The following is a 26,955-nucleotide window of genomic DNA, read 5'->3' on the forward strand; positions in this document are numbered from 1 at the left end:
TTCCACTGTAGTGACGCACGGTGACAGTGGTGGGCGGAACGGCGAATCCGGTCGACCTCCGGGCAGAGGGACGTTCACTTCGGCGTCGTCCCCGGGCCTTACGTCTGCCATCCGGTCTCACTAGCGTCCCGGCCGGACCACCTATGGGAAGGCCGGGCATGTCACTGGAGATATCGCGCAGAAGAATGCTCGCCCTCGGGTCGGGCGCCCTGGGCGCTGCGGCGGCCGGGTCGGTGCTGCCGCCGTCCCTGCGGGCCGCGCTGGCCGCCGAGCCGGCGGCCGGCGGGATGCGGGCGATCAAGCACGTGGTCATCCTGATGCAGGAGAACCGCTCGTTCGACCACTACTTCGGAACCCTGCGCGGGGTGCGTGGATTCGGCGACCGCAACGCCGTCGAGCTTCCCTCCGGGAAGCCCGTCTTCGAGCAGCCGGGGCCGCTCGGCACCGTCCTGCCGTTCCCCGTACGCGACGCCGCCGAGACACAGCGGAAGGATCTGCAGTACATCGGGGCCCTCGACCACTCCTGGGACGGCGGGGCCGCCGCCTGGAACAACGGGTGGATGGACCACTGGGTCTCCGCCAAGAGCGCCGCCACCATGGCGTACTACGACCGGCGTGACATCCCGCTGCACTACGAGCTGGCGGACACGTTCACGGTCTGCGACGCGTACCACTCCTCCGTCCATACGTCGACGAGTCCGAACCGCAACCATCTGTGGAGCGGCTGGACCGGGTTCGAGGCCGACGGCCGGCGGGCCGTGGGCAATGACGCGTACGAGGAGGACACCCACCCCGGATATCCGTGGCCGACCTACGCCGAGCGGCTGGAGAAGGCCGGCCGGAGCTGGCAGACGTACACGGAGTGGGAGAACTTCACCGACAACAACATCGAGTTCTTCACCACCTTCAAGAACGTCGCCCGTAAGGCGCTCGCCGCGGCCCGCGCCCTGCCGGGACAGCCCGGGGCCGCCGGCTTCACCTACATGGAGGCCTTCTACGCCGCCGTGCGCGAGGCCGACGACGAAGCGGTGCGTGAGCGGCTGCTCGCCGCGCTGGAGGAGGGCGTCGCCGCGCTGACCGAGCGCGAGCGGTCGCTGTTCGACCGTGGGCTGCGGCGGGTGGAGAGCGGCACGCTGGCCGCACGGTTCCGGGCCGACGTGGCGGCGGGGACGCTGCCCGAGGTGTCGTATCTGGTGCCCTCCGCGGTCGACTCCGAGCACCCCGGCTCCTCGTCGCCGGTCGCCAGCGCCTCCCTCGTCTACCAGGTGCTGGACGCGCTCGGCGCGCATCCCGATGTCTGGCGGCACACCGTCGTACTGATCAACTACGACGAGAACGACGGCTTCTTCGACCATGTGCCGCCGCCCGTGCCGCCTCTCGACGACCCCGACGAGCGCTGGGAGGGCCGGCCGACCGGTCTCGGCATGCGGGTGCCGCTGCTGGTCGTCTCGCCCTGGACGGTCGGCGGCCATGTCTGTTCGCAGGTCTTCGACCACACCTCGGTCATCCGCTTCCTGGAGAAGTGGACCGGAGTGGACGAGCCCAACATCACCGCGTGGCGGCGCACCGTCACGGGTGATCTGACCTCGGCCTTCGACTTCCGGCGCGGCCGGTCGCAGCCCGAGGTGGAGCAGCCGGGGGCGATTCCGCCGTTCTCCGGCCGCTGGCAGCCCCGGCCGCCCGCCGAACAGCGGATGCCCGTACAGGAGAAGGGTGCGCGGCCGGCCAGGCCGCTGCCGTACCAGACCGACGCGTACGGTCATCTCGACGGCGACGGGCGGGCCTTCCGGGTCACGCTCAGCAACACGGGGCGTGCGAGCGCGCACTTCGCGCTCTACCCGTACGCCGGTGAGTTCGAGGTCCCGCAGCACCGCGATGTAAGGGGCACGGCGCAATGGACGGTGCCCCTTACCGGGCGGGCCGGTGCCGCGTACCGCTTCACGATCACCGGGCCGAACGGCTTCCGCCGCGAGTTCGCCGGTCCCGTGGCCGGCCGGGGCGCCGAGGTCTCCTCGGCCGTCGACCACCACGACCGCGATCTCCAGCTCACCCTGCGCAACAGCGGGGACCGGCCGGTCACCTTCACGGTGCGGCCGCTCGGCTATGTCGACGAGGCCGATCTGGACGGCTGGACCCGGCAGATCACGGTGAAACCGGGCCGCAGCCGGAGCGTCGTGCACTCCGCGGCCGACGCGCACGGCTGGTACGACATCGAGATCACCACCGAGCCGTCCACCCCCGGTGACGCGGCCGGCCAGGACGTCCGCTTCCGCCGTCGTCTCATGGGCCACATCGAGAACGGGCGGGCCAGCGTCTCCGGTTGACGTCATGCGTTCTTCGCGAGCTCTCCCGACGGGCCGTTCCCGGTGAATATCCACGAACCACAGCGCGGCGGACGTGCGAGGATCCCGGAACGGCGGTCGCACGACCGGACGACCGTATGAGCCTGACAAGGGAGCCCGATGTTCGCGATATCGCTGGGTGACGGGGCGGAACTGCGCCCCCTGGAGCCATGGCGGGCCGAGGAGTTCCTCACCCATATGGACCGCGCCCGGGACCTCGTCGACGAACACATCCGGTTCGCCCAGCTCGTCACCGACCCCGCATCGGCGCGGGCGGTGCTCACCTCGTACGCGGAGAAGCAGGCCGCCGACAGCGGGCGGATCTACGGGATCTGGCTCGACTCCACGCTGGTCGGCGGCGTGCTCTTCCCGATGTTCGACGCGGCCAACGGGACCTGCGAGGTCGGCTGCTGGCTGGAGCCGGCCGTGACAGGGCGCGGACTGGTCACGCGCGCCGCGCGGGTGCTGATCGACTGGGCGGTGGAAGAGCGCGGGATGCACCGGGTGGAGTGGCACGTGTCGTCCGCCAACACTCCGAGCGTGCGGGTCGCCCAGCGGCTCGGCATGACACGGGACGGAGTGCTGCGGGAGAGCTATCCGTACCGCGGGGTACGGCAGAACACCGAGATCTGGTCGGTCCTGGCGCCCGAGTGGCGGCAGCGGCCGGGCGCCGAGTAGCGCGCTGAGCAGCGGGGGAGTGGCGCGGGCGGTGGGGGAGGTCCGCGGGCGTCCGCCGTTCTCAGAAAGTTCTCAGACGGTGCCCCTAGCGTGCGGCGTATGAATCCCACTCCCAAGACCCAGACCCCCGACCCGGACACGGCCGAGGCCCTCACGCCCGAGGTGACCCTCACCAAGGCCGAGCCCAAGGACGAGAGCAGGGCCGGGTCCGCCGAGGAGCGCGACGCGGTGCCCGCCGCCGGCGAGGACACCGCCGCGGCCGACGAGCTGGACGGCCAGGACGACGACCTGGACGACGACCTGGCCGACGACGACCTGGACGACCTCCTGGCGCGGCGCCCGTCCGGGCTCGGTGCCGCGGCCACGGCCATCGTCTCGGTCTGCCTCGGCATCGTCGCCCTCACCGGAACCTGGACCGGCCGGGTCGTCGCCGAGCGCGAGACGCTCGTCGGACAGATCACGTCCGGCCAGTCCCCCACCCCCGCGCAGCAGATCTCCGAGATGTACGGCGACGCGTGGCACGCCACCGCCGCGGTCAACGGCGTCGTGGCCCTGCTCGCGCTGCTGATCGGCGCGATCGTCCTGGCCCTGCCGCAGCGCGCGAGCTGGGTACGCCCCGTCGCCGTGGCCGGAGCCGTCCTCGGTTTCCTGGGGCTGCTGGTCTCCATCGGCATGTACTTCGATCTCTTCGTCGCCCTGCCGAGCGTCGCCGCCTGAGCCCGCTCCTCCCCACGACCCAAGCCCTGAGGCTTCGCGCCCAGGGCCTTAGGTCGTATCCGGGTCCGCGTCCTTTCTTTCCCAGGTCGTAAGGCTCCAGGGTCCGGAAAGATGCGGCACTCTCCCGATGTGGCGACTCCTCCTGGGAGACGAAGGTTGAGGCATCGCAAGACGCCAGCACACCTTCGCCTCAGGGGAGACCGGATGTTCGCCTACGAGCTCCACAAGATCACCGCGGCCGAGCTCATCCGCGCGGCCGACCACCACCGCCTCGTACGGGAGGCCCGCCGGGCCCAGCGGCAGGCCCGGCAGGCCCGGGGAGCCGCCAAGGACGGCGGCGAGGGGCGGGTGCACCAGCCGTGCGACCGGTTCGTCCGCGCGGCGTGACGCCGTGCCGTCCGCGCCGATGACGGATGCCGCGCGGTCAGCCGGCTGTGCGATGCTCGGCCCTGTGGAGACCAGGTCCGTCAGCCCGGTGTTCGTCGGCAGGACCGGCGAGCTCACCGCGCTCACCCAAGCGCTCTCCCGCGCGACCGCGGGAGAGCCGCAGGCGTTGCTCATCGGCGGCGAGGCCGGGGTCGGCAAGACCCGGCTCATCGAGGAACTGCACGCGGTGGCCTGCGCGGAGAGCGCCGTGGTCGCGGTGGGCGGATGCGTGGAGATCGGCGCGGACGGACTGCCGTTCGCGCCCTTCTCCACCGCCCTGCGCTCCCTGCGCCGCCAGTTGCCCGACGAACTGACCGCCGCCTCCGAGGGCCAGCAGGACGAACTGGCCCGGATCCTGCCCGAGCTGGGCCAGTCCGACCGGGGCGCGCTCGGTGAGGACGGCACCGCCCGGCTCTTCGAGCTCACCGCCCGGCTGCTGGAGCGGCTGGCGGCGGACCGTACGGTCGTGCTCGTCCTGGAGGATCTGCACTGGGCGGACGCCTCCACCCGCCATCTCCTCGCCTATCTCTTCCGCGCGCTGCGGCGCGGCCGGCTCGTCGTGATCGCCACCTACCGCGCCGACGACATCCACCGGCGCCATCCGCTGCGTCCGCTCCTCGCCGAGCTGGACCGGCTGCGCTCGGTCCGGCGCATCGAACTCTCCCGCTTCACGCGCGCCGAGGTGCGGCGACAGCTGGCCGGCATCCTCACCGCGGAACCGGACCCGGCCCTGCTGGACCAGATCTTCGAACGGTCCGACGGCAACGCCTTCTTCGTCGAGGAGCTGGCCTGCTCCATGGAGGCCGGCTCCCGCACCGGACTGAGCGACTCCCTGCGCGATCTGCTGCTCGTACGGGTCGAGACGCTGCCCGAGGACGCCCAGCGGATCGCCAGGATCGTCGCCGAGGGCGGCGCCACCGTCGAGTACCCGCTGCTGCTGGCCGTCGCACGGCTCGCGGAGGACGATCTGATCGAGGCGCTGCGGGCCGCCGTCGGCGCCAATATCCTCCTGCCCACGGCGGACGGGGACGGCTACCGCTTCCGGCACTCCCTGGTGCGCGAGGCCGTCAGCGACGATCTGCTCCCCGGCGAACGGTCCCGGCTCAACCGCCGCTACGCCGAGGTGCTGGAGGCCGAGCCCTCGCTCGTACGGGCCGACGAGCGCACCACGCGGCTGGCGGGCTACTGGTACAACGCGCACGACGCCGCGAAGGCGCTTCCCGTGGTCCTGCGCGCCTCCGTCGAGGCCCGTCGGCGGTACGCCCACTGCGAGCAGCTGCGGCTGCTGGAACGGGCGATGGAGCTGTGGGACGACGCCCCCGAGGACGTGCGCCGCACGCTGCGCACGCCGGACGACGCCGAGGCATACCCGCCGGGCGGCGGCGACCCCGGACCCACCCCGCTGCGCTATCTGGATCTGATGGCGGAGGCGACCGTCGCCGCGCGCTTCGGCGGCGAACGCGAACGCGCCCTGGCGATCTCCAAGAAGGCCATGCGCGTCCTGGACGGGGAGAACGATCCGCTGCGCGCCGCGTGGTTCTGGACCCAGCGCTCCCGGCTGACGCAGGAGCTCACCCGGGGCGACGGCCGGCAGGAACTGGCCACCGCCGAGGAACTGGTGCGCGGGCTCCCGCCGTCCGCCGTCCACGCGGACATCCTCGTCAATATCGCCTCCTGGGGCGCCGTGCACCGGCCGGGCCCGGAGAGCCTGGCGGCCGCCGAGCGCGCCGTGCGCTACGCCCGGCTGGTCGGCGCCGAGCACATCGAACTGCACGCCCGGCTCACCCGTGGCTGGCTCGCCGCCGACGCGGGCGACGCCGAAGGGGGCATCGCCGAGATGTACGAGGTCCGCGACCGCGCCGACGAGCTGGGCGCCGTCGGGATCATGGGCCGCGCCAGTATCAATCTGCCGTCCACGCTGGAGAGCGTGGGCCGCTCCGAGGAAGCGGTGGCCGCCGCCGACCACGGCATCCTCGTCTGCCACCAGCGCGGTCTGGCCAATATGGAGGCATGGGTCCGCGCCAACCAGGCTCAGTCCCTCTTCTCACTCGGCCGCTGGTCCGAGGCCGACACCGTCCTGGACGAGGCGGAGGGGCTCGCCCAGTCCCCCACGGCACGCGGCCTGATCGCCGTACGCCGCGCCGAACTGGCCCTGGCCCGCGGCGAACTCGACGAGGCGCAGAGCCATGTCGACCTGGCCCGCGCCTCCTTCGGCATGCACGACCCCCAGCCGCAGCACTACATAGCCCCCGCCCGGCTGGCCATGGGCATCGCCGCACAGCGGGGCCGAAGGGCCGAGGCGCGGGCCGAGTTCGAGCGGATCAGCGCGCGCGGTTTCCCGCCCGGCACCCAGCGGTACGCGCTGCCGATGCTGTGCGCCGCGGTGGCGATGGAAGCGGACGGCCTCGGGCTGCCGGGGACGGACGCCGGACGGGCGGCCACCCTCGCCGCCGTGCGCACCCACGCCAAACGGCTGCCCACGCTCGTGCCCGTCTGGCATGCGTACGGCCTCATGCTCGAAGCGGAACTGGCCCGCGCGGAGGGCAATCCCGCGCCGGAACTCTGGGAGCGTGCCGTCGCCGCCTTCGAAGCGGTCGAGCGCCCCTATGAAGTGGCGCTCGTCCGCCACCACTGGGCGGCCGCCCTGCTGGACTGCCACGCCGACCGCACCGAAGCGGCCGGGCCGCTCCTCCAGGCCCACTCCGAGGCCACCCGGCTCGGCGCGCGTTTCCTCGCCGAGCGGACCGCGCTCCTCGCCGGCCGGGCCAGGATCAGCCTCTCCCCGGCGGCCAGCGCCCCCACCGCCGCCGCCCCGGATCCCGACCCGGCCAGATCACTCGGCCTGACCCCGCGCGAACAGGATGTGCTCCGTCTCGTCGCGGCCGGCCGCAGCAACCGCCGGATCGCCGAGGAGCTGTACATCTCGCCCAAGACCGCCAGCGTGCATGTCTCCAACATCCTGGCCAAACTGGGTGTTTCGGGCCGCACGGAGGCGGCGGCCCTGGCGCACCGTCTCCATCTCTTCCCCGATCCGGCGGAGCCCGCCGGCCACCCCCGCGCCGCTACCTGACCTCCAGCTGAAGGATCTTGTCGTCCCCCGGCTGTGGGGTGCCCCGTCCGTCCGTGTTGCTGGTCACCAGCCACACCGTGTCGCCCCCCGCCGAAAGCACCGTGCGCAGGCGGCCGTACTCGCCCTTCAGGAACGCCTCGGGAGCGGCCGCCGCTTCCCGGCCCGCCAGCGGAATCCGCCAGAGCCGCTCGCCCCGCAGGGACGCCATCCAGAGGGAGCCCTCCGCGTAGGCGAGACCGCTCGGGGACGCCTCGCTCGGTTTCCACTGCACCACCGGGTCGACATAGCCCGGCTTACCGGCCTTGCCCTCGACGACCGGCCAGCCGTAATTCTTGCCGGGCTCGATCAGATTCAGCTCGTCCCACGTGTCCTGGCCGAACTCCGACGCCCACAGCCGTTTCTCGGAGTCCCAGGCGAGGCCCTCCACATTGCGGTGGCCCGGGGAATAGACCACGGAATCCGCCTCCGGATTGCCATGCACGGGCTGGCCGTCCGGCGTCATCCGGAGGATCTTGCCCCCCAGTGACTTCATGTCCTGGGCGAGCCCCGTCTCCCCCGTCTCGCCCGTGCCCGCGTAGAGCATCTTGTCCGGGCCGAAAGCGATCCGCCCGCCGTTGTGGATCATGCCCTTCGGGATGCCGCGCAGCACCGTGTCCGGCGCACCCAACTGCTGCCCGGCCGGCCTCTTCTCGTCGTAGAACATGCGGGCGATGCGGTTGTCCGACTCGGTGGTGAAGTACGCGTACACCAGATGGTCCGAGGCGAACGAAGGGGAGAGCGCGATCCCCAGCAGACCGCCCTCGCCCGCCGCGGAGACCCCCGGGACGGTCGCGACCGCGGTCTTCTTCCCGCCCTCCGCGGCGACGCGGGTGATCGTCCCCTCGTCACGCGACGAGACCAGCAGATCGCCGTCCGGCAGGGCGGCCAGGCCCCATGGCGACTTGAGCCCCTCGGTCAGGGTGGACACCACCTTCACCGACCCCTTCGCGGGAGCCGCCGACGGACTCGGCCGCCCGCCCCCGGACGAGGAGGCGGCCGGGCTCGACGCGGCGCCCGGGCCGCGCTCCGGACCGGCCTCGCCGGAGGAGCACGCGGTGACCACGAGAAGAGCGGCAGCGGCCCATACGGCCGTCACTGCTGTACGTTTCACGGTTCCGATCCCTTCGACGGCTGCGTTCCTACTGTTCTTACACCGCGGCCCCGTCCCAGGTTCCCCACCACAGCGGATCAATCGCCGCGCGGCTCCGCCGGAGCTCAGTCCCAGGACTCCCGCACCGGCGGCAGCGCCGCGATGTCGGCCAGGTCCACCGCCGTCAGCTCCAGCCCCGCCGCCTCCGCGTTCTCCACCGCCCACCGCTCGCGCTTCGTCCCCGGCACCGGCACCACATGGCGCCCGCGGCTCAGCACCCACGCCAGCGCCACCTGGGCCGCGGTCGCGTCGTGCCGCGCCGCCACCCGCCGCAACCCCGCCACCAGCGGCTGGTTCGCCGCCATGATCTCCGCCGTGAAGCGCGGATGCCGCGCCCGCAGATCGTCCGGCTCGAAGCCCTGCCCCGGGGTGAGCGTGCCCGTCAGAAAACCGTTGCCCAGCGGCATCGCCGCCAGGAACCCGACCCCGCGCGCCTCGCACCACGGCAGCAGCCGCTCCAGCGCCTCTGGTGACCACACCGACAGTTCGGCCTCCACCGCGCTGACCGGGAACACCTGCTGCACCCGCTCGAGCTGCCGGATCGTCGACTCGTGCAGATGGCCACCGGACCGGCGGCGGAACGCGCGCGCTCCCACCGCGCACAGCCCCAGCGCCCGCACCTTCCCCGCACCCACCAGCTCCGCCATCGCTCCCCAGGTCTCCTCGACCGGTATCTCGGGGTCGGCGCGGTGCAGTTGGTAGAGGTCGATCACATCGGTCTGGAGCCGCCGCAGCGAGGCGTCGCAGGCCCGCCGCACGTACCGGGGGCGGCCGTTGGCGACGATGTGCTGCTCGCCGGCGAGCAGCCCGCACTTGGTGGAGACGAAGACATCCTCGCGCCGCTGTCCGAGCACCCGCCCGAGCAGCAGCTCATTGGTGAAGGGGCCGTACATGTCGGCCGTGTCGAGCAGGCTCGTACCGGCGTCCAGCGCCGCGTGCACCGTACGGAGCGAGCGGTCGCCGCGCTGCTGCGAGCCGGTGTAGGCCCAGTTCATCGGCATGCAGCCGAGTCCGATCGCGCCCACTTCGAGCGCCGCCGCACCGATTGTCCTGCGCTCCAACTGCCGTACCCCTCCTTGTGCCGCCCTCAAGCTAACCTCATCGGTCCCGCACGCTTCGCATAGCCTCCTGGCCATGACTGCAGACGTATGGCTCCCGATTCCGGCCGAGGAGATCGAAGGGCTTCCCCATGGTCTCGACTACCACTTCTGGGACGGTGCCCAGGGCTTCCCCGCCGACCCGGCCGACTGCGCCTTTTATGTCGTCCCGTACATGAAGGGCAATGAGATCGCGGTCCGGCCGCTCTCCGCGATGGCGTCGGTACGCGTCGTACAGACCCTCTCGGCGGGCACCGATCATGTGGCTTCCGGACTCGGCGCGCTGCCCGCCGGCGTCCGCCTCTGCAACGCCAAGGGCGTCCACGAGGCCAGCACCGCCGAACTCACCCTGGCCCTGATCCTCGCCTCCCTGCGGGGAATACCCGGCTTCGTCCGGGGCCAGGAGCGGGAGGAGTGGCGGTCCGGCTTCTATCCGGCGCTCGCCGACAAGTCCGTACTGATCGTCGGATACGGCTCGATCGGCGCCGCCATCGAGGACCGGCTCGCGCCCTTCGAGTGCGCGCGGGTGGCGCGCGTCGCGCGCTCCGCACGCACGACGGAGCGCGGCCGGGTCCACGCGCTCACGGATCTCCCCGACCTGCTCCCCGAGGCCGATGTGGTGATCCTGTCGACTCCGCTCACGGACCGGACAAAGGGCCTGGCGGGAGCCGATTTCCTGGCCCGGATGAAGGACGGCGCGCTGCTCGTGAATGTCGCGCGCGGCGCCGTCGTCGACACCAAGGCGCTTCTCGCGGAGGTGGAAGGCGGAAGGATCAAGGCCGCTCTGGATGTCACCGATCCGGAACCGCTTCCGGCCGGCCATCCCCTCTGGCATGCTCCGGGTGTCCTCATCAGCCCCCACGTCGGCGGCTCCACCTCGGCCTTCCTGCCGCGCGCCAAGCGGCTGCTGGCCGGACAGCTCACCCGGTTCGCCGCCGGGGAGGAGCTGCGGAACGTCGTACTCACCACCACGGAAGCGACCGGAGGAGCGACCGGATGAGCCCTCGCGCGAGCGCCGCGTAACCACGCTCCGCAGCCGTCCGGCCGCCTCTGTCGCCGTCAACACCCCTGTCCGTCACGGAGAGTAGAGGAACTATGTCCCTGAGTGACGAGTCTGGTGTATCGTCCCGATCTGGGGGCTGCGTCGCGCCTGGCGCGGCGTGGGGGAGCGATCAGAATCCGAGGGGGCGACGGGTGATGTACGGCCAGTGGACCAACGATCCGACGCGGCAGGGAGACCGACGGTGGCTTCCGTACGCCCCGGCACACCGGCCGGACCCTTCGGCGGTGACGGCGACGCTCTCCAGGGTGCTCCGATGAGCGCCGAGGGCGTGCTCCTCAGCCGGCGACCGGCGGTCGGCGGCGGTACGGGGCTGATCGCCCAACTCCTCCTGGCCCTGATCTGCGGTGGCTACGCGGCCGGAGCGGCGCTCGGCTGGGGCTCGGAGAAACTGGCCCTGATCATGGGCGACTTCGGGCTGAGTTTCGCCGCCCTCATCGCCGCCGTCTCCTGCTTCTGCTACACGCGCGGCAGCGGCAGCCGCTTCCGGCCCGCCTGGCTGCTGTTCTCGTTCTCCTCCGCGATGGCCTCCGGAGGGAACGCCGTCTGGGGCTGGTACGAGGTCGTGCTCGACCAGCCCGTGCCCAGCCCCTCCCTCGCCGATCTCTTCTTCCTGTGCTTCGCACCGCCCGCCATCGTGGGCCTGCTCGTCCTCGCCAAACGCCCGGTCAGCAGAGCCGGCTGGCTCTGCCTCGCGCTCGACTCCTGGCTGATCGGCGGCTCGCTGCTCACCCTGTCCTGGAGCCTCGCCCTCGCGCGCACCGCGCAGTTCCAGGGCGAGAGCGTCACCCAGGCCGCGCTCTCCCTCGCCTATCCGCTGCTCGACATCGTGCTCGTCAGCATGGTGCTCGCGCTGCACTTCCGGCGGGCCACGGGCAGCCGCTCCGCGGTGAACACCGCCATCGCCGCGCTCGCCCTGACGGTGCTGTGCGACGCCCTGTTCACCTCACCCCTGCTGCGGGAGAGCTACCGCTCGGGACAGCTGCTGGACGCCGGCTGGTTCGCCGGATCGCTGCTCCTCGCCTACGCGCCCTGGGGCGTGCGACGCGCGACCGAGAGCGTTCCGTGCCCCCGCCCGGCCCCCCGCGTCAGCCGCCCGATCGCCGGCTCGCTCGCCGCGCTCACCCCGTACCTCGCCGCCGCCGTCTGCACGCTGGGGATTCTCTACAACGTCATCGAGGGCCGCCGGGTCGACCGGGTGGTGGTCCTCACCGGCTGTACGGTCGTGCTCGCCCTGGTCGTACGGCAGGGCATCATGCTCGTCGACAACATCGCGCTCACCCATGAACTGGCCCAGAAGGAGAACCACTTCCGCTCCCTGGTGCAGGGGTCGAGCGATGTCATCATGATCGCCGAGCCCTCCGGAGTGCTGCGCTACGTCAGCCCCGCCGCGGCGGGCGTCTACGGGCGCGAGGCCGAGGACCTCGTCGGCGCCGAACTCGCCTCGATCATCCACGCGGAGGATCTCGGCCGGGTCATCCACGAAGTGCGGCGCTTTCTGGCCGCTCCGCCTTCGGAGGAGCCCACGACCCGGATCGAATGCCGCTTCAAGTCCGGATCCGGCGGCTGGCTCAATGTGGAGTCCACCGTCAACCGCCACCAGGGCGGGCTGATCTTCAACAGCCGCGATGTCACCGAACGGGTCCGCCTCCAGGCGCAGTTGCAGCACAACGCCGAGCACGACCCGCTCACCGACCTGCCCAACCGCGCGCTGTTCACCGAGCGCGTCCGCCAGGCACTCTCCGGCCGCCGCACCACCGACCCCGGCACGGCCGTGCTCTTCATCGACCTCGACGGCTTCAAGGGCGTCAACGACCGGCTCGGCCATCAGGTCGGCGACGAGCTGCTGATCCAGGTCGGCCACCGGCTCCAGGACTCGGTGCGGGCCGGTGACACCGCGGCCCGGCTCGGCGGCGACGAATTCGCGGCCATCGTCCTCGGCGACGGCTGCCCCGACCGGACATCCCGCGAGCATCAGGTCCAGGAGATCGCCGACCGGCTGCGCCTCAAGCTCTCCCAGCCGTACCGGATCGACGGCAACGATGTCAGGGTCGCCGCCTCCATCGGCGTCGCCTTCGCCGAGCTCGGCATAACCCCCAGCGATCTCATGCGCAACGCCGACCTCGCCATGTACCGCGCCAAGGCGGCCGGCAAGAACCGCGTCGAGCTGTACGCGCCCCAGATGCAGGCCGAAGTCGTCCGCAGGACCGAGCTGGCCGCCCGGCGGCGCACCGCCGTGCACGACAGCGACTTCGCTCTGCTCCACCAGCCGATGGTGCACCTCGCCACCGGCCGGGTGTCCGGGGTCGCCGCCCAGGCCCGCTGGCGGTCCGCCCAGGGCATCCTGTTCACCCCCGCCGAGTTCCTGCGCGTCGCCGACGACAGCGACCGCACCGGGGAGCTCAGCCGCCGGCTCCTCGAAGAGGCCGTCGAGCAGGCCGCGGAGCGCGCCAGGCTCGGCCATCCCGTGCCCGTCGCGGTACGGCTCCCGGCCCGCAAGCTGCTCGACAGATCCCTGCCGCTCGGGTCCATCGAGGCCCTGCTGATCCGCCACGGGCTGCCCTCCGGAGCCCTGATGATCGAGCTGGCGGACAGCGACCCACGGGGCTCCCTGGACGAGCTGGAGCACCGTCTCGTCGCGCTGCGCCGGCTCGGCGTACGGATCGCGCTCGACGGCTTCGGCAGCGGCTACGCGGCCATCCACGCGCTGCGCCGCCTCCCCGTCGACGTACTGAAACTGGACCGCGGTCTGGTGGAGGGCGTCGTGGAGTCCGCCCGGCTGCACAAGATCACCGCCGGGCTGCTGCGGATCGCCTGTGATCTGGGCCTGCAGTCCGTGGCCGACGGCGTGGACGGCCCCGAGCAGGTGCTCGCCCTGCGCGCCATGGGATGCACCCACGGCCAGGGGATGGCCTTCTCCGGACCGCTCGACGAGCACCGGCTGCGCCGCGCCCTGGCGCGCGGTGTGTACCCCCTGCCGGGAGAAGCCGCCCTGCCCGTCCTCAGCGGCGGCGCGCTGCCCGTACGGCACCCCCTGCCGCCGGTCGCCGACCGGATTCCCCATCCCCCGATCCGCTCAAATAATGAGACGCCCGTCCCACCCACTTGACAGCCATAGTGCGCCGGAGGGAGGGTCAATGCCATGCGCACCCGAATTCTCGTACTTGGACAGCGCGTCGGCTGAAGCAGAGTCCCGTACCGGCTCTGTAGACCGCACCGACGCGCTCCCCTCGCTTGCCTCACGGCACGAGGGGTTTTTTTGTTGCACCAGAACACCCCAAACCCTCGCAAAAACCTCAGCTTCGAGAAGAGAATGCCGATGACCGAGCAGGCCACCGGGGCCCACCATCCGCAGCCGCGGGCCCGTAACGGCGGACCGTCCTCCGCCACCGTTGAGCACGTCACGGGCGCGCAGTCCCTCATCCGGTCTCTCGAGGAAGTGGGGGCCGACACGGTATTCGGCATCCCCGGCGGCGCCATCCTCCCCGCCTACGACCCGATGATGGATTCCGTCCGGGTCCGGCACGTCCTCGTCCGCCACGAGCAGGGCGCCGGCCACGCGGCCACCGGCTACGCCCAGGCCACCGGCAAGGTCGGCGTCTGCATGGCCACCTCGGGCCCCGGCGCCACCAACCTGGTCACCCCGATCGCCGACGCGCACATGGACTCCGTGCCGCTGGTCGCGATCACCGGCCAGGTGGCGAGCAAGGCCATCGGTACGGACGCCTTCCAGGAGGCGGACATCTGCGGCATCACGATGCCGATCACCAAGCACAACTTCCTGGTCACCAAGGCCGAGGACATCCCGCGGACCATCGCGGAGGCGTTCCACATCGCCTCCACCGGACGCCCCGGCCCCGTTCTCGTCGACATCGCCAAGGACGCCCTCCAGGCGCGGACGACCTTCAGCTGGCCGCCCACCCAGGACCTGCCCGGCTACCGCCCGGTGACCAAGCCGCACGCCAAGCAGATCCGGGAGGCCGCCAAGCTGATCACGCACGCCAAGCGGCCGGTGCTGTACGTCGGCGGCGGCGTCATCAAGGCCGGCGCCACCGCCGAGCTGAAGGTCCTCGCGGAGCTGACCGGGGCCCCCGTCACCACCACCCTGATGGCGCTGGGCTCGTTCCCCGACAGTCACCCCCTGCACGTGGGAATGCCGGGCATGCACGGCGCGGTCACCGCCGTCACCGCGCTGCAGAAGGCCGACCTGATCGTCGCCCTCGGAGCCCGGTTCGACGACCGTGTCACCGGCAAGCTGGACAGCTTCGCGCCGTACGCCAAGATCGTCCACGCCGATATCGACCCGGCCGAGATCGGCAAGAACCGTGCCGCGGACGTGCCGATCGTGGGCGACGCCCGCGAGGTCCTCGCCGATCTGGTCCAGGCCGTCCAGGCCGAGCACACCGAGGGCAACGTCGGTGACTACAGCGCCTGGTGGCGGGATCTCAACCGCTGGCGCGAGACGTACCCCCTCGGCTACACGCAGCCCGAGGACGGCAGCCTCTCGCCGCAGCAGGTCATCCAGCGCATCGGCCAGCTGGCGCCGGAAGGCACCATCTTCGCCGCGGGCGTCGGCCAGCACCAGATGTGGGCCGCGCACTTCATCAACTACGAGAAGCCGGCCACCTGGCTGAACTCCGGCGGCGCCGGGACCATGGGATACGCCGTTCCGGCCGCGATGGGCGCGAAGGCCGGGCGGCCCGACCGTACGGTCTGGGCCATCGACGGCGACGGCTGCTTCCAGATGACCAATCAGGAACTGGCCACCTGCGCGGTCAACAACATCCCCATCAAGGTCGGGATCATCAACAACGGCGCCCTCGGGATGGTCCGCCAGTGGCAGACGCTCTTCTACAACGAGCGCTACTCCAACACCGTCCTGCACTCCGGCAAGGACGCGGACGGTGACGTCTGCCGCGGCACCCGTATCCCGGACTTCGTGAAGCTGGCCGAGGCCATGGGCTGTGTCGCGATGCGCTGCGAGTCCCCGGACGAGCTGGACGCGGTGATCGCCAAGGCCAACGCCATCAACGACCGCCCCGTCGTGGTCGACTTCATCGTCCACGAGGACGCGCAGGTGTGGCCGATGGTCGCCGCCGGCACCTCCAACGACGAGGTCATGGCCGCCCTGGGCGTCCGCCCCGACTTCGGCGACAACGAAGACGACTGAGCCGAGCGCCCGAGAGTCCCAGAGAAGAGACCGAGAGAGACCGACACATGTCCAAGCACACGCTCTCCGTCCTGGTGGAGAACACACCCGGCATCCTTGCCCGGATCGCCGCCCTGTTCTCCCGCCGTGGCTTCAACATCGACTCGCTCGCCGTCGGTGTCACCGAACACCCCGACATCTCCCGCATCACCATCGTGGTCAATGTCGAGGAACTGCCCCTGGAGCAGGTGACGAAGCAGCTCAACAAGCTGGTGAACGTCCTGAAGATCGTCGAACTCGAGCCGGGCGCTGCGATCCAGCGCGAGCTCGTGCTGGTGAAGGTCCGCGCCGACAACGAGACCCGCTCCCAGATCGTCGAGATCGTCCAGCTGTTCCGGGCCAAGACCGTGGACGTCTCGCCCGAGGCCGTCACGATCGAGGCCACCGGATCGAGTGACAAGCTCGACGCGATGCTCAAGATGCTGGAGCAGTTCGGCATCAAGGAGCTCGTGCAGTCCGGGACGATCGCCATAGGGCGTGGCGCGCGGTCCATCACGGACCGCAGCCTGCGGGCCCTCGACCGCAGCGCGTAGCCCGCCCCCCCCGCCCCGTCCGGCTCGTATGCCGAGACCGGGAAACCGCCTTCACCGGTCCCGCCGTACGGTGGGACGCAAGCTGCGACATTTTTCAAAGCTGTGTTTATTTCAAGCAGCGCACACCAAGGAGAAGACCCAGTGGCCGAGCTGTTCTACGACGACGATGCCGACCTGTCCATCATCCAGAACCGCAAGGTCGCGGTCATCGGTTACGGCAGCCAGGGCCACGCCCACGCGCTGTCGCTCCGTGACTCGGGTGTCGACGTCCGGGTCGGTCTGCACGAGGGCTCCAAGTCCAAGGCCAAGGCCGAGGAGCAGGGCCTGCGCGTGGTGACGCCGGCGGAGGCCGCCGCCGAGGCCGACGTCATCATGATCCTGGTGCCGGACCCGATCCAGGGCCAGGTCTACGAGGAGTCCATCAAGGACAACCTGAAGGACGGCGACGCGCTGTTCTTCGGTCACGGCCTCAACATCCGCTACGGCTTCATCAAGCCGCCGGCCCATGTCGACGTCGCGATGGTCGCCCCCAAGGGCCCCGGCCACCTGGTCCGCCGCCAGTACGAGGAAGGCCGCGGCGTCCCGTGTATCGCCGCCGTCGAGCAGAACCCCACCGGCAAGGCCTTCGAGCTGGCTCTCTCGTACGCGAAGGGCATCGGCGGCACCCGCGCCGGCGTCATCAAGACGACCTTCACCGAGGAGACCGAGACCGACCTGTTCGGTGAGCAGGCCGTGCTCTGCGGCGGCACCGCCGCGCTGGTCAAGGCGGGCTTCGAGACCCTGACCGAGGCCGGCTACCAGCCGGAGATCGCGTACTTCGAGTGCCTCCACGAGCTGAAGCTGATCGTGGACCTCATGTACGAGGGCGGCCTGGAGAAGATGCGCTGGTCGATCTCCGAGACCGCGGAGTGGGGCGACTACGTCAGCGGCCCGCGCATCATCACCGACCAGACCAAGGTCGAGATGAAGAAGATCCTCGGCGAGATCCAGGACGGTACGTTCGCCAAGAACTGGATGGACGAGTACCACGGCGGTCTGAAGAAGTACAACGAGTACAAGAAGGCCGACAGCGAGCACCTGCTGGAGACCACGGGCCGTGAGCTGCGCAAGCTCATGAGCTGGGTCGACAACGACGACGCGTAACACCGCGGGCGTACGGGCCCGGCCAGGACCGGCCGGGCCCGTACGCGGCAGACGCGGACGCGTCCCCGCACGTATGGGTGATCTTGTCGCTCGGGCGGAAAACCCGCCGGTGACGGCACTACACTTCTCAACACATACGCGTCGGGCCCACAGCGTCGTGCGTCTTCCACGCGGCTAGGGCCTGTCCGGCCGATCTTCGTGGATCAGCCCGCGGCGTCTGGTGCGGTACATCGCAAGGCGGAGGATCGTCCTCGTACTGGACGTACGTGGACGACTCCGACAACGCAGCGAGGTGCCGTGCCAGGCGTCGCGGGCCCACGAAGATCGACCGGACAGGGCCTAACACCCTCCACCGCATGCGGCCGTCGGGACGGCCGTCCGCAATGGGACTTGTGAGGACTCACGTGAGCTCGAAACCTGTCGTACTCATCGCTGAAGAGCTTTCGCCCGCCACCGTCGACGCGCTCGGTCCGGACTTCGAGATCCGGCACTGCAACGGCGCCGACCGCGCGGAGCTGCTGCCGGCCATCGCCGAGGTGGACGCGATTCTCGTCCGCTCCGCGACGAAGGTCGATGCCGAGGCGGTCGCCGCGGCGAAGAAGCTGAAGGTCGTCGCCCGCGCCGGGGTCGGCCTCGACAATGTCGATGTCTCCGCCGCCACCAAGGCCGGCGTGATGGTCGTCAACGCGCCGACCTCCAACATCGTGACCGCCGCCGAGCTGGCCTGCGGCCTGCTGGTCGCCACCGCGCGCAATATCCCCCAGGCCAACACCGCTCTCAAGAACGGCGAGTGGAAGCGCTCCAAGTACACCGGCGTCGAGCTGAGCGAGAAGACGCTGGGCGTCGTCGGTCTCGGCCGGATCGGTGTGCTGGTCGCTCAGCGCATGTCCGCCTTCGGTATGAAGATCGTGGCGTACGACCCCTATGTGCAGCCGGCCCGCGCCGCCCAGATGGGCGTCAAGCTGCTGACGCTCGACGAGCTGCTCGAGGTGTCGGACTTCATCACCGTGCACCTGCCCAAGACCCCCGAGACACTGGGTCTGATCGGCGACGACGCGCTGCACAAGGTCAAGCCGTCCGTGCGGATCGTCAACGCCGCGCGCGGCGGGATCGTCGACGAGGAGGCGCTCGCCTCCGCCCTCAAGGAGGGCCGCGTCGCCGGCGCCGGTCTGGATGTGTACGCGAAGGAGCCCTGCACGGACTCCCCGCTGTTCCAGTTCGACCAGGTCGTCTGCACCCCGCACCTCGGCGCCTCCACGGACGAGGCGCAGGAGAAGGCGGGCATCGCGGTCGCCAGGTCCGTACGTCTCGCGCTCGCCGGTGAGCTCGTACCGGACGCGGTCAACGTCCAGGGCGGGGTCATCGCCGAGGACGTGCGTCCGGGTCTGCCGCTCGCCGAGAAGCTCGGCCGGATCTTCACCGCGCTCGCGGGCGAGGTCGCGGCCCGCCTCGATGTCGAGGTGTACGGCGAGATCACCCAGCACGATGTGAAGGTGCTCGAACTGTCCGCGCTCAAGGGCGTGTTCGAGGATGTCGTCGCCGAGACCGTGTCGTACGTCAACGCCCCGCTGTTCGCGCAGGAGCGCGGCGTCGAGGTCCGGCTCACCACCTCCAGCGAGTCTCCGAACCACCGCAACGTGGTCACGGTGCGCGGCACGCTGTCCAGCGGTGAGGAGGTCTCCGTCTCCGGCACGCTGGCGGGTCCGAAGCATCTCCAGAAGATCGTCGCTATCGGCGAGTACGACATCGATCTGGCGCTGGCCGACCACATGGTCGTGCTGCGCTACGACGACCGCCCCGGCGTGGTCGGCACGGTCGGCCAGATCCTCGGTGAGGCCGGGCTGAACATCGCGGGGATGCAGGTCTCGCGGGCGGAGGAGGGCGGCGAGGCGCTGGTCGTGCTCACCGTCGACGACACCGTGCCGCCGGCCGTGCTCACCGAGATCGCCGAGGAGATCGGTGCGACCTCGGCCCGCTCGGTGAACCTGACCGACTGACGCAGCCGCTCGATCGCGGGACGGCCCGAGCCCGCTGAGTCAACGCGTGCATGACTGAAGGGCCCGGCATCCGCCGGGCCCTTCAGTCATGGGAGGGAGGCGGCTCAGCTGCCTCCCATCACCGACCCTGTGGCCGCCGTCATGATGATCACGGTCAGCGCCGCCTCCGCCGCCACGACGACCTGGCGTACGGCCGGCGCCGCCCACTGTCCCCGCGCGATGGCCTCCATACGCGACTCGACCGCCCGCGCGTCGGCCTCGGGGAAGACGAGGCGGTGCAGCTTCGCCCCATGGAGCAGGGCCACCAGACCGGCCGTGCGCTCGTCCGGGGTGTCCCCCCGCAGGACGACCGCCTCCAGCCGCTGCCGCAGCGCCGCCTCCGCGGAACCGTCCGCCTCCGGATAGCGGCGTACGGGGAAGAGCCCGAGCACCTTCTTGGTCTCTTCGCGGATCAGCCCCTTGGCGAGCAGGCCCTCGCTCGCCCCGGACACCGCGTCCTTCTTCAGGTAGTACATCCAGTCCTTGACCTTGCGGGGTTTGTCCCGCGCGACGATGTCGGCGAGCGCGGCATCGAGGCCGGGTGCTCCGACGGGTGCCGGATCGAGCACGGCGACCAGCTCGTCCCGCACTTCGATCCGGCCGGCCAGCGCCAGCTCCACCAGGGACGCGGCGGCAATCGCTGAGGAGACTCTCGCCGACTCCTTCTCGGCCCCCGACTCGTCGTCCAACGACAGCAACAGCAGTTCTTCGCCCAGAGTGGTTTCCATCTTCATCCCCTCTCCGTGAGCCGTGCGGCTAAACACGCGATCAGCGCGCCGGGGTGGCCGGCGGGTTCGCCGACCGGCGCGCGTGCGGTGCCAGCGAGGGCGGCGTACGGACGCCGAACTCCCGGCGCAGCGCGGACAGCGCGGCGAGATAGCCGGACATGCCGTGCACGCTGGGTCCTGGCGGGGTGGAGGCCGAGCACAGGTAGACCCGGGGCAGCGGCGTGCGGTACGGATCCAGACGGGGGGTAGGGCGCAGGAGGGACTGCGAGAGTGTCATGGCGCCGCTGCTGATGTCCCCGCCGACGTAGTTGGGGTTGTACGCCTCGTACTGCGTCGCGCTGATGCCGCGTTCCGCGATCACGGTGTCGGTGAAGCCGGGCGCGTAGCGTTCGATGCGGGCGCGCACCGTCGCCACCGGGTCTCTCGTGTCGCCGTTCGGGACATGGGCGTACGCCCATACCGGCCGCTTGCCGGGCCGCGCGCGCTCCGGGTCGGCCACCGTGGGGTCGACCAGCAGTACGAAGGGCTCGTCGGAGGCGATGCCCTTCGCGGTCAGTGATTCCTGGCGGAACATCTCCGCCTGTGTGCCGCCGAGATGGACGGTGCCGGCCTTGCCGACACCGGGGTTGGCCCACGGGATCGGGTCCGAGACCAGGAAGTCGACCTTGGCCGCCGCCGGGCCGTAGCGGAACGCGGCCAGCCGGCGTGCGTAGCGGTCGGACAGCCGGGAGCCCGCGATCCGCGCGAACCCGTCCGGGCTGGTGTCGAGGAGCACCACCTTCGCGTCGGCGAGCTCCCGCAGGTCGGTGATCTCCCGGTCCGTGTGGAGGACGCCGCCGTGGGCCGTGATGTCGGCAACCATCGCCTCGGCGATCCGGACGCTGCCGCCGCGGGGGAGGGGCCATCCGGTGCCATGGGCGAGGTGGCCGAGGAGCAGGGCCACCACCCCGGACGCGAGGCTGGGCAGCTTGCCGACGGCGTGGGCCGCGACGCCGGTCAGCAGGGAGTTGGCCTCCTCGGTGGCGAACCGCCCGCGGGCGAGCGCCGTTCCATGGGCGAGCGTCCGGCCGGCCAGCAGCAACGGGGCCACGAGGTCCTTCGGAATGCCGCGCTGCCCGGACAGGATCAGATCGACGACTCCCTCGCTGTGCTCCAGCAGCGGCCGCATCAGCCGCCGCCACCGCTCGCCGTCGGGGCCGAGGAGATCGCAGGTGGTGTCGAGATCACGGTGGGCCAGCCCGGCGCGGCCGTCGTCCAGCGGGTGCGCGTAACTGACCTCGGGATGAAGCAGCTCCACGCCGCGCGAGGACAGGTCGAACTCACGGAAGAAGCGGGACGCCGCGGCCATCGGGTGCACGGCCGAGCAGATGTCGTGCACCACCTCGTCGTCGAAGAGAGGCTTGCTGCGCAGGCCGCCGCCGAGTTGGCCGGCCGCTTCGTAGAGCTCGACGCGCAGCCCGGCACGGGCCATGGTCACCCCGGCGGCCAGCCCGTTGGGCCCCGTGCCGACGATCGCGACGTCGACCCGGCTCATCGGGCGTCTCCCGGCCCCACCAGCACCGGGTGCTCGTCGGACGCGGCGGCCGGCCCGCGTTCGCCCTTCAACTGCTCCGCCGCGAGCCGGCGGTACAGCTCGTCCTCCGCCGCCAGCTCCTCGTGCGTTCCGGTCGCGCGTACCGCTCCGCCTTCGAGGACGATGATGTGGTCCGCGTCGACGACGGTGGAGATACGGTGCGCTATCGCGACCACGGCGCACTGCCGGGAGACCCCGGCGATGGTCCGGCGGAACGCCGCCTCGGCCTCGGCGTCGAGGTTCGACGTCGCTTCGTCGAGGAGGACCAGCCGCGGTCGCTGGAGCAGGGTGCGGGCGATGGCCAGGCGTTGCCGCTGACCCCCGGAGAGTCCCGCGCCCCGCTCGCCGAGCGGTGTGTCGAGTCCTTCCGGCAGCTCCGCGATCACGTCGGTGAGGTTGGCCAGATCGATGGCGTGGGCGATCTCGGCCTCGTCGGCGGTGGGATTGGCGTAGCTGAGGTTCTCGCGGATCGTGCCCCGCAGCAGCGCGCTCTCCTGCTCGACGTAGCCGACGATGTCGCGGATCTCGCCGAGCGGCATCTCACGGACGTCCGTGCCCGACAGGCGTACGGTGCCCGCGTCCGGGTGGTAGAAGCGTTCGATGAGCTGGAACGCCGTCGTCTTGCCGGACCCGGACGGGCCCACGATCGCGGTGAGTCCGCGCGACGGGACGCTGAAGGAGACGTCCCGGAGCACCGGGGCGGCGCCGTAGCCGAAGGTGATGGAGTCGAACTCCACGGCGGGAGCGGTACGCGCGGGGGTCTTCGCCGCCGCGCCGCCCGGCACACCGTCGGGCTCCTCCTGCTCCAGCCTGGCGAGTTCGTCGATGCGCTGGATGGCGGCGCGGCCCTGCTGGAACTGGCCGATGGAGACGAACAGCATCACCAGGGGTGAGACGAGGTAGAAGAGGTACATCACGAACGCGGTGAGGTCCGCGATGGGGATGTCACCGGTGGCCGCCCGCGCCATGCCCCAGCCCATGACCACGGTCAACGAGACCTGGGTACCGACGTTCATGGCGGGGGTGAGCATGGCGCCCAGGGCGCTCACGCGTACCCCCGACCGGCGTGCCTCTCCCGCCAGGGCGGCGATGTGGTCGGTCTCGCGCTGCTCGGCGCGCGACGCCTTGACCGTCGTCAACGCGCCCAGGACGCGCTGCAGTCCGGACCCGAAGGCACCGGTGTCCTCCCGGTTCCTGACCGCGGCGATCCGGACCTGACGTGCCAGGACCAGCGACACCGCGCTCGCCGACCCCAGACAGGCCAGGGTCAGCAGCAGGAGCCAGATGTCGATCCACGCCATCAGCGCGATCCCGCCGGCCACCATGAAGCCCGCGACCGCCATCTGCGCCAGCGACTGGGACAGCGCGATCCTGGCGAGCGAGGTGTCGGTGACCATGCGCGTGAACACATCGCCGTGCTCCAGCCGGGAGAACGCCTTCATGTCGGCGCGCAGCAGACGTCCCGTCAGACTCCGGCGGACGTCGAGGACGATGTCCTCACCGGTCCTGCCGATCAGAAACGCCTGTGCCGCGGAGAGTCCCGCGTCGGCGCAGAACAGCGCGGTCACCCCGAGGACGGGCCACAGCAGGGACGTGTGCGCCCCGGCCGCCTTGATCACTTCGCCGATCACCATGGGCTGGCCCAGGGACGCGGCCGCACCCAGCACCCCCAGCACGATGCTGATGGTGATCATGCGGCGGTGGCGCCGGGCGATGGCCCAGACACTCATGCGGCACGCTCGTAGACCGAGACGAACATCGCCGATTCGTCGCTGTAGGGGGTGTCGCTCCAGTCGGCGTGGATGCTCACGCGGCGCAGACCGGCCTCGGCCGCGTACGCGTCGACCTCTTCGGGCGAGGTGAGCCGGCTGAGCTCCGTACCGACCCGTGAGGTACCGGCCTCGAACCAGATGTGCGAGCACTGCCACAGGTTCTGCTCGGGGACCAGGGTCGAGTGCGTCTGGAGGCCGGTGCCCGGCTCGGGGTAGGGGATGAAGTACGTCATCCGGCGCTGCCCCTCGTGGAAGGCCAGCACCCCGGACCTGTTGTGTGTCTCCACCACGAGCACCCCGCCCGGCGCGACCCGCTCGGCCGCGCGGCTGATGGCCCGCTGCTGGTCCGCCGGGTCGAGCACCATGGACAGGGTGGCGCACACGCAGTACACCAGCCCGTACCGCTGGTCGTCCGTGTAGTCGCGGATGTCGCCGTGCACGCCCTCCACATCGGCGGTCGTGACGGCGGCGTCCTTCGCGAGCCCCGCGAGCATCTCGGGCGAGGAGTCCACGCCCACGACGCGCCCGACCTCCTGGGAGAGCGGGACGGCGATACGTCCGGTCCCCACGCCCAGCTCCAGCGTGCCGAGTCCGCCCCCGGGGTGCAGGGACGCCAGTTTCTTGGCCGTCAGTGCGGCGAGGCTGTCCTTGGGGAACAGCCGGTCGTACCACCCGTCGAACTGGCGTCCGTAGCCGATGTCTTCGATGCCACTCACAGCTGATTCTCCCCTCGCCGCACGGACGGGCCGGTCACTTCTTCATGCTCTGGTAGGCGATGAACGCGGCGATGCAGACACCGACGCCGATCACGATGTACACGGCTGAGTTCATGAGGGCTCCTGAGGGTGTGCGGAGACGGGTGTGGACTGCGGCCGGCTCGCGGCCGGCCGGCGCCGACGGGGAACGGCCTTGGCCGGATCCATCGGCGTGTACGGCGACACGAAGATCATCTCGGGTTCGCTGCTCGTGTCATATCCCGTGGCACGCGCCAGAGCGAACTGGAATCCCTTCACGCCGACTGTTTCCTCCTCCTGGATCAGGGTCCGCAGGTGCGCGGTGATGACCCGGTAGGCGGGGGTACGCACGATCGCGGTGAATCCCTTGTCGAGGATCCCCAGCATCTCGCTGCAGATGTCGAAGACAGCCTTCTCCGGCCGCCTGCTGGGAAACCACATGATCTGCCGGAACCTCCGGCCGGCGATCACATCGACCGCCTTCCACGCGGACGTCTCGCCCTTCACATTCAGCGTGCGGTAGAAGAAGTGGTAGTCGTGGACGGCCGGATTCGGGGCGAAGAAGCGCCAGTTCGGCAGGAACGAGAACGTGTCCTTGAGCTGGAGCCGGTTGAACGTCGGGTTGGGGTGCTGGGAGGCGAGGGTGGCGACGAGCATCGCGGCGCCCGCGATCCGCGCCGGGGCCCCCGGGCCGGTGAACGCCTCCTTCATGAGCTGCTTCACTGTCCTGTCTCCTCCATCGCGCGCTGCACGGATTCGGTGGTGAGCTCGGTGCCGTCGAGGAACGCCAGGATGCGACGGCCGACCTCGGTGGCGAACCGGGCACTCGTCAGCAGCGAGTCATGGTCGGCGTCCTCCATGACCACGGTCTCGACGTGCCGTCCCGCACCGCGGTGGGCCTCGGCGAGCTCGTTGTGCATCAGCAGCTGCTCGGGATCCCGGTCGATGGTCTGCTGCGCGGAAATCACCAGGGCGTGCGCGTCCACGGAACCGAGATCACCGTCGAAGGCGCGGAAGTCGGCGTCCACGGCGGCCCATTCACGGCGGCCGGCCTCCCAGAGACGGGCGTCGGTGTACTGGGCGAGCACCTGCCGGCGGCAGGTGGCGGGCAGCGCCTCCAGCCAGTCCGGCCGGGCCATGAGGATCCCCATGCCGGACTTGAGCGACCGGACCAGCATGTTCAGTCCGTCGTTGAGCCGCTCCGCCGCCTCGCTCTGCTGCTTCGAGCGGATCAGCTCGCCGGGGTGGGAGGAGTCGAGGTAGACGATGCCGTGCAGCCGGTCCCCGAGGGCGGCGGCCGCCCGGCGGGCCAGTTCACCGCCGAGCGAATGCCCGACGAGTACGACCTTGCGGTCCTCGGGGACGGCCCCCTCGATCAGATCGACCAGGTCGTCGACCGACTCGCCCAAGTCGTAGGCGGAGGTGCTCCGGTACCTGCTGCCGGCGTATCCGGCGCGGGAGTACGTGAGCACTCCGTACGCGCTCTCCTGCGCGATCTTCTCCGTGATCCACGAGAAGTGCTCCGCCGTGGAGACCATGCCGGCCGCGAACACCAGGACCGGCAGGTCCGGGTCGTCGCCGCTGGTGATCTCGTACTGGAGCTCGTTGTCGTGACGGGTGGTCAGCATGCGCGAGAGCGGCCAGCCCTCAAGGGTGCGCATACGCCGCTGTACGGCGACGACGCCGGCCACCGAGGCCGCGCCGGCCAGCAGCGCGGCGCCGACGGTCAGCAGCCGGTCGTCGCGGTCCGCGACGGCGGGGTGCGACTTGGGGGCGGAGGTGTACGCGACCATGGGGTGCATCGAGGTGAACGCGGTGACGAACCGGCCCAGCCCCATCAGGAGGCCGTTCGCCACATGGAAGGATCCGGCGGCCGCGATCACGGGCCGGGCGAGCTTGCCGCCCGCCAGGTAGGCGACCGGGAACAGGCACTCCAGCGCGAGCACGCTGTGCGTCAGATACCTCGACGCCCGCGGGTACTTCTTCGTCAGCTTGTAGGTGGGCTCGTGGCCGTAGGTCTTGGTGCGCATCACCCCGCTCAGCGCGGTGGCGTCCTTCCAGGACTCACCCAGCAGCTTGACCCAGCCCGAGATGATGTACGAGACGTTGGCCTGCATCGCCACGTACCACATCAGGGCGTCCTGCGTCTGGGGAGACGTGGAGACGCGCGCCAGGCCGGTGGCCGTCTGCACCAGTACCGACACCTGGTCGGAGCCGTCGGTGCCGTACCGGTGGCGGGGGTACAGGGCCGCGGAACTGACCCCGAGGAAGAGGCTTCCGGCGCCGCGCCAGCGGCTGTTGCCCGGCAGCAGCATCCCCGCGCTCACCGCCACCCGGGCCACGTGGAGCGCCGTGGTGGTCTTCTCGCCGCTGATCAGATCCAGCAGTTTCCGGGTGGCGGGGGTCGACCTGACCTGGACGTCGCGGGACACCGACCAGTCGTTGAGACCGCCGGGCCGCGTCTGCTTGCGCTGGGTCAGGTACTCCAGTGAGGCCGTCAGCGTGGTGACGGCCGACAGCCGCTCAGAGGCGCCGATGGCACGAGACCGAGTTATGGGGATCGGTCCGAAAATCGCGGATGCGATTCTTTTCGGCAGCTTCACAATGGCCTCCCAAGCTTCACAGTGGCCTCCCAGAACCGCACCGGA

General features: G+C 70.8%; 19 protein-coding genes. 11 read left to right on the plus strand and 8 right to left on the minus strand.

Annotation, left to right across the window (positions count from 1 at the left end):
• Window positions 1-158 precede the first annotated feature (158 nt).
• The 5 genes from ACFVWW_RS15345 to ACFVWW_RS15365 all read left to right on the plus strand — a co-directional run bounded on the left by ACFVWW_RS15345 (window position 159) and on the right by ACFVWW_RS15365 (window position 7,233).
• Complete coding sequence (locus ACFVWW_RS15345; protein ID WP_386878254.1) at window positions 159-2,324, plus strand: phosphocholine-specific phospholipase C; 2,166 nt, start codon at window positions 159-161, stop codon at window positions 2,322-2,324.
• Between the two features lie 138 nt (window positions 2,325-2,462).
• Window positions 2,463-3,020 carry a GNAT family N-acetyltransferase gene (locus tag ACFVWW_RS15350; RefSeq protein ID WP_384336784.1) on the plus strand — a complete coding sequence of 186 codons (558 nt, stop codon included), beginning with the start codon at window positions 2,463-2,465 and terminating at the stop codon, window positions 3,018-3,020.
• Window positions 3,021-3,119: 99 nt separating this feature from the next.
• Entirely contained in the window at window positions 3,120-3,737 is a 618-nt protein-coding gene (locus tag ACFVWW_RS15355; protein WP_386878255.1) for a hypothetical protein, read from the plus strand.
• Between the two features lie 204 nt (window positions 3,738-3,941).
• Window positions 3,942-4,124: a hypothetical protein gene (locus tag ACFVWW_RS15360; protein WP_384189318.1), complete on the plus strand. Its 183-nt coding sequence runs from the start codon at window positions 3,942-3,944 to the stop codon at window positions 4,122-4,124.
• Between the two features lie 52 nt (window positions 4,125-4,176).
• The gene (locus tag ACFVWW_RS15365; protein WP_386878333.1) at window positions 4,177-7,233 is read left to right on the plus strand and encodes an AAA family ATPase; all 3,057 of its coding nucleotides are present in this window, start codon (window positions 4,177-4,179) and stop codon (window positions 7,231-7,233) included.
• Here the strand turns inward: ACFVWW_RS15365 and ACFVWW_RS15370 are convergent.
• Both ACFVWW_RS15370 and ACFVWW_RS15375 read right to left on the minus strand, forming a co-directional pair.
• On the minus strand, window positions 7,226-8,368 hold the full coding sequence (locus tag ACFVWW_RS15370) for a PQQ-dependent sugar dehydrogenase (protein ID WP_386878334.1): 1,143 nt from the start codon (window positions 8,366-8,368) through the stop codon (window positions 7,226-7,228). The two genes, ACFVWW_RS15365 and ACFVWW_RS15370, sit on opposite strands and share 8 nt — an antisense overlap.
• 119 nt (window positions 8,369-8,487) lie before the next feature.
• Window positions 8,488-9,483 (minus strand): aldo/keto reductase, encoded by a 996-nt coding sequence (locus tag ACFVWW_RS15375; protein WP_384193711.1) that lies wholly within the window; start codon window positions 9,481-9,483, stop codon window positions 8,488-8,490.
• A 73-nt stretch (window positions 9,484-9,556) separates the two neighbouring features.
• Between ACFVWW_RS15375 and ACFVWW_RS15380 the strand changes: the two genes are divergently transcribed.
• From ACFVWW_RS15380 to serA, 6 genes are all read left to right on the plus strand, one after another.
• Window positions 9,557-10,519 (plus strand): 2-hydroxyacid dehydrogenase, encoded by a 963-nt coding sequence (locus ACFVWW_RS15380; protein WP_386878256.1) that lies wholly within the window; start codon window positions 9,557-9,559, stop codon window positions 10,517-10,519.
• A 316-nt stretch (window positions 10,520-10,835) separates the two neighbouring features.
• On the plus strand, window positions 10,836-13,688 hold the full coding sequence (locus ACFVWW_RS15385; protein WP_386878335.1) for a putative bifunctional diguanylate cyclase/phosphodiesterase: 2,853 nt from the start codon (window positions 10,836-10,838) through the stop codon (window positions 13,686-13,688).
• Window positions 13,689-13,892: 204 nt separating this feature from the next.
• Entirely contained in the window at window positions 13,893-15,749 is a 1,857-nt protein-coding gene (locus ACFVWW_RS15390; protein ID WP_384193717.1) for an acetolactate synthase large subunit, read from the plus strand.
• A gap of 47 nt (window positions 15,750-15,796) precedes the next feature.
• Window positions 15,797-16,321 carry an acetolactate synthase small subunit gene (gene ilvN / locus ACFVWW_RS15395; protein WP_384193720.1) on the plus strand — a complete coding sequence of 175 codons (525 nt, stop codon included), beginning with the start codon at window positions 15,797-15,799 and terminating at the stop codon, window positions 16,319-16,321.
• 141 nt (window positions 16,322-16,462) lie between these two features.
• A complete protein-coding gene (gene ilvC / locus ACFVWW_RS15400; protein ID WP_386878257.1) occupies window positions 16,463-17,464 on the plus strand; it encodes a ketol-acid reductoisomerase in 1,002 nt (333 codons plus the stop codon).
• A 404-nt stretch (window positions 17,465-17,868) separates the two neighbouring features.
• Window positions 17,869-19,461, plus strand: coding sequence for a phosphoglycerate dehydrogenase (serA, locus tag ACFVWW_RS15405; protein ID WP_384191607.1), 1,593 nt, complete (start codon window positions 17,869-17,871; stop codon window positions 19,459-19,461).
• Window positions 19,462-19,565: 104 nt separating this feature from the next.
• On the opposite strand, the gene ACFVWW_RS15410 is transcribed toward serA, so the two are convergent.
• The 6 genes from ACFVWW_RS15410 to ACFVWW_RS15435 all read right to left on the minus strand — a co-directional run bounded on the left by ACFVWW_RS15410 (window position 19,566) and on the right by ACFVWW_RS15435 (window position 26,910).
• Entirely contained in the window at window positions 19,566-20,228 is a 663-nt protein-coding gene (locus tag ACFVWW_RS15410; RefSeq protein WP_384191604.1) for a GPP34 family phosphoprotein, read from the minus strand.
• A gap of 40 nt (window positions 20,229-20,268) precedes the next feature.
• Window positions 20,269-21,762, minus strand: coding sequence for a phytoene desaturase family protein (locus ACFVWW_RS15415; protein ID WP_384191602.1), 1,494 nt, complete (start codon window positions 21,760-21,762; stop codon window positions 20,269-20,271).
• Window positions 21,759-23,531, minus strand: coding sequence for an ABC transporter ATP-binding protein (locus ACFVWW_RS15420; protein ID WP_384336774.1), 1,773 nt, complete (start codon window positions 23,529-23,531; stop codon window positions 21,759-21,761). The genes ACFVWW_RS15415 and ACFVWW_RS15420 overlap by 4 nt, the downstream gene beginning before the upstream one ends.
• Window positions 23,528-24,289, minus strand: coding sequence for a class I SAM-dependent methyltransferase (locus tag ACFVWW_RS15425; RefSeq protein WP_384191596.1), 762 nt, complete (start codon window positions 24,287-24,289; stop codon window positions 23,528-23,530). Before ACFVWW_RS15425 ends, ACFVWW_RS15420 begins: the two co-directional genes overlap by 4 nt.
• A 111-nt stretch (window positions 24,290-24,400) precedes the next feature.
• Window positions 24,401-25,030 (minus strand): hypothetical protein, encoded by a 630-nt coding sequence (locus tag ACFVWW_RS15430; RefSeq protein ID WP_384191594.1) that lies wholly within the window; start codon window positions 25,028-25,030, stop codon window positions 24,401-24,403.
• Window positions 25,027-26,910, minus strand: a complete 1,884-nt coding sequence (locus ACFVWW_RS15435) for an alpha/beta fold hydrolase (protein WP_386878258.1) — start codon at window positions 26,908-26,910, stop codon at window positions 25,027-25,029. The genes ACFVWW_RS15430 and ACFVWW_RS15435 overlap by 4 nt, the downstream gene beginning before the upstream one ends.
• Window positions 26,911-26,955 lie beyond the last annotated feature (45 nt).

The organism is Streptomyces sp. NPDC058198, from assembly GCF_042882605.1.
In the GTDB taxonomy this organism is placed as follows: domain Bacteria; phylum Actinomycetota; class Actinomycetes; order Streptomycetales; family Streptomycetaceae; genus Streptomyces.

Coding starts and splice junctions, on each gene's coding strand:
- ACFVWW_RS15345 (WP_386878254.1), top strand. CDS start 159: ATGTCACTGGAGATATCGCGCAGAAGAATGCTCGCCCTCGGGTCGGGC.
- ACFVWW_RS15350 (WP_384336784.1), top strand. CDS start 2,463: ATGTTCGCGATATCGCTGGGTGACGGGGCGGAACTGCGCCCCCTGGAG.
- ACFVWW_RS15355 (WP_386878255.1), top strand. CDS start 3,120: ATGAATCCCACTCCCAAGACCCAGACCCCCGACCCGGACACGGCCGAG.
- ACFVWW_RS15360 (WP_384189318.1), top strand. CDS start 3,942: ATGTTCGCCTACGAGCTCCACAAGATCACCGCGGCCGAGCTCATCCGC.
- ACFVWW_RS15365 (WP_386878333.1), top strand. CDS start 4,177: ATGCTCGGCCCTGTGGAGACCAGGTCCGTCAGCCCGGTGTTCGTCGGC.
- ACFVWW_RS15380 (WP_386878256.1), top strand. CDS start 9,557: ATGACTGCAGACGTATGGCTCCCGATTCCGGCCGAGGAGATCGAAGGG.
- ACFVWW_RS15385 (WP_386878335.1), top strand. CDS start 10,836: ATGAGCGCCGAGGGCGTGCTCCTCAGCCGGCGACCGGCGGTCGGCGGC.
- ACFVWW_RS15390 (WP_384193717.1), top strand. CDS start 13,893: ATGCCGATGACCGAGCAGGCCACCGGGGCCCACCATCCGCAGCCGCGG.
- ilvN (WP_384193720.1), top strand. CDS start 15,797: ATGTCCAAGCACACGCTCTCCGTCCTGGTGGAGAACACACCCGGCATC.
- ACFVWW_RS15410 (WP_384191604.1), bottom strand. CDS start 20,228: ATGGAAACCACTCTGGGCGAAGAACTGCTGTTGCTGTCGTTGGACGAC.
- ACFVWW_RS15415 (WP_384191602.1), bottom strand. CDS start 21,762: ATGAGCCGGGTCGACGTCGCGATCGTCGGCACGGGGCCCAACGGGCTG.
- ACFVWW_RS15420 (WP_384336774.1), bottom strand. CDS start 23,531: ATGAGTGTCTGGGCCATCGCCCGGCGCCACCGCCGCATGATCACCATC.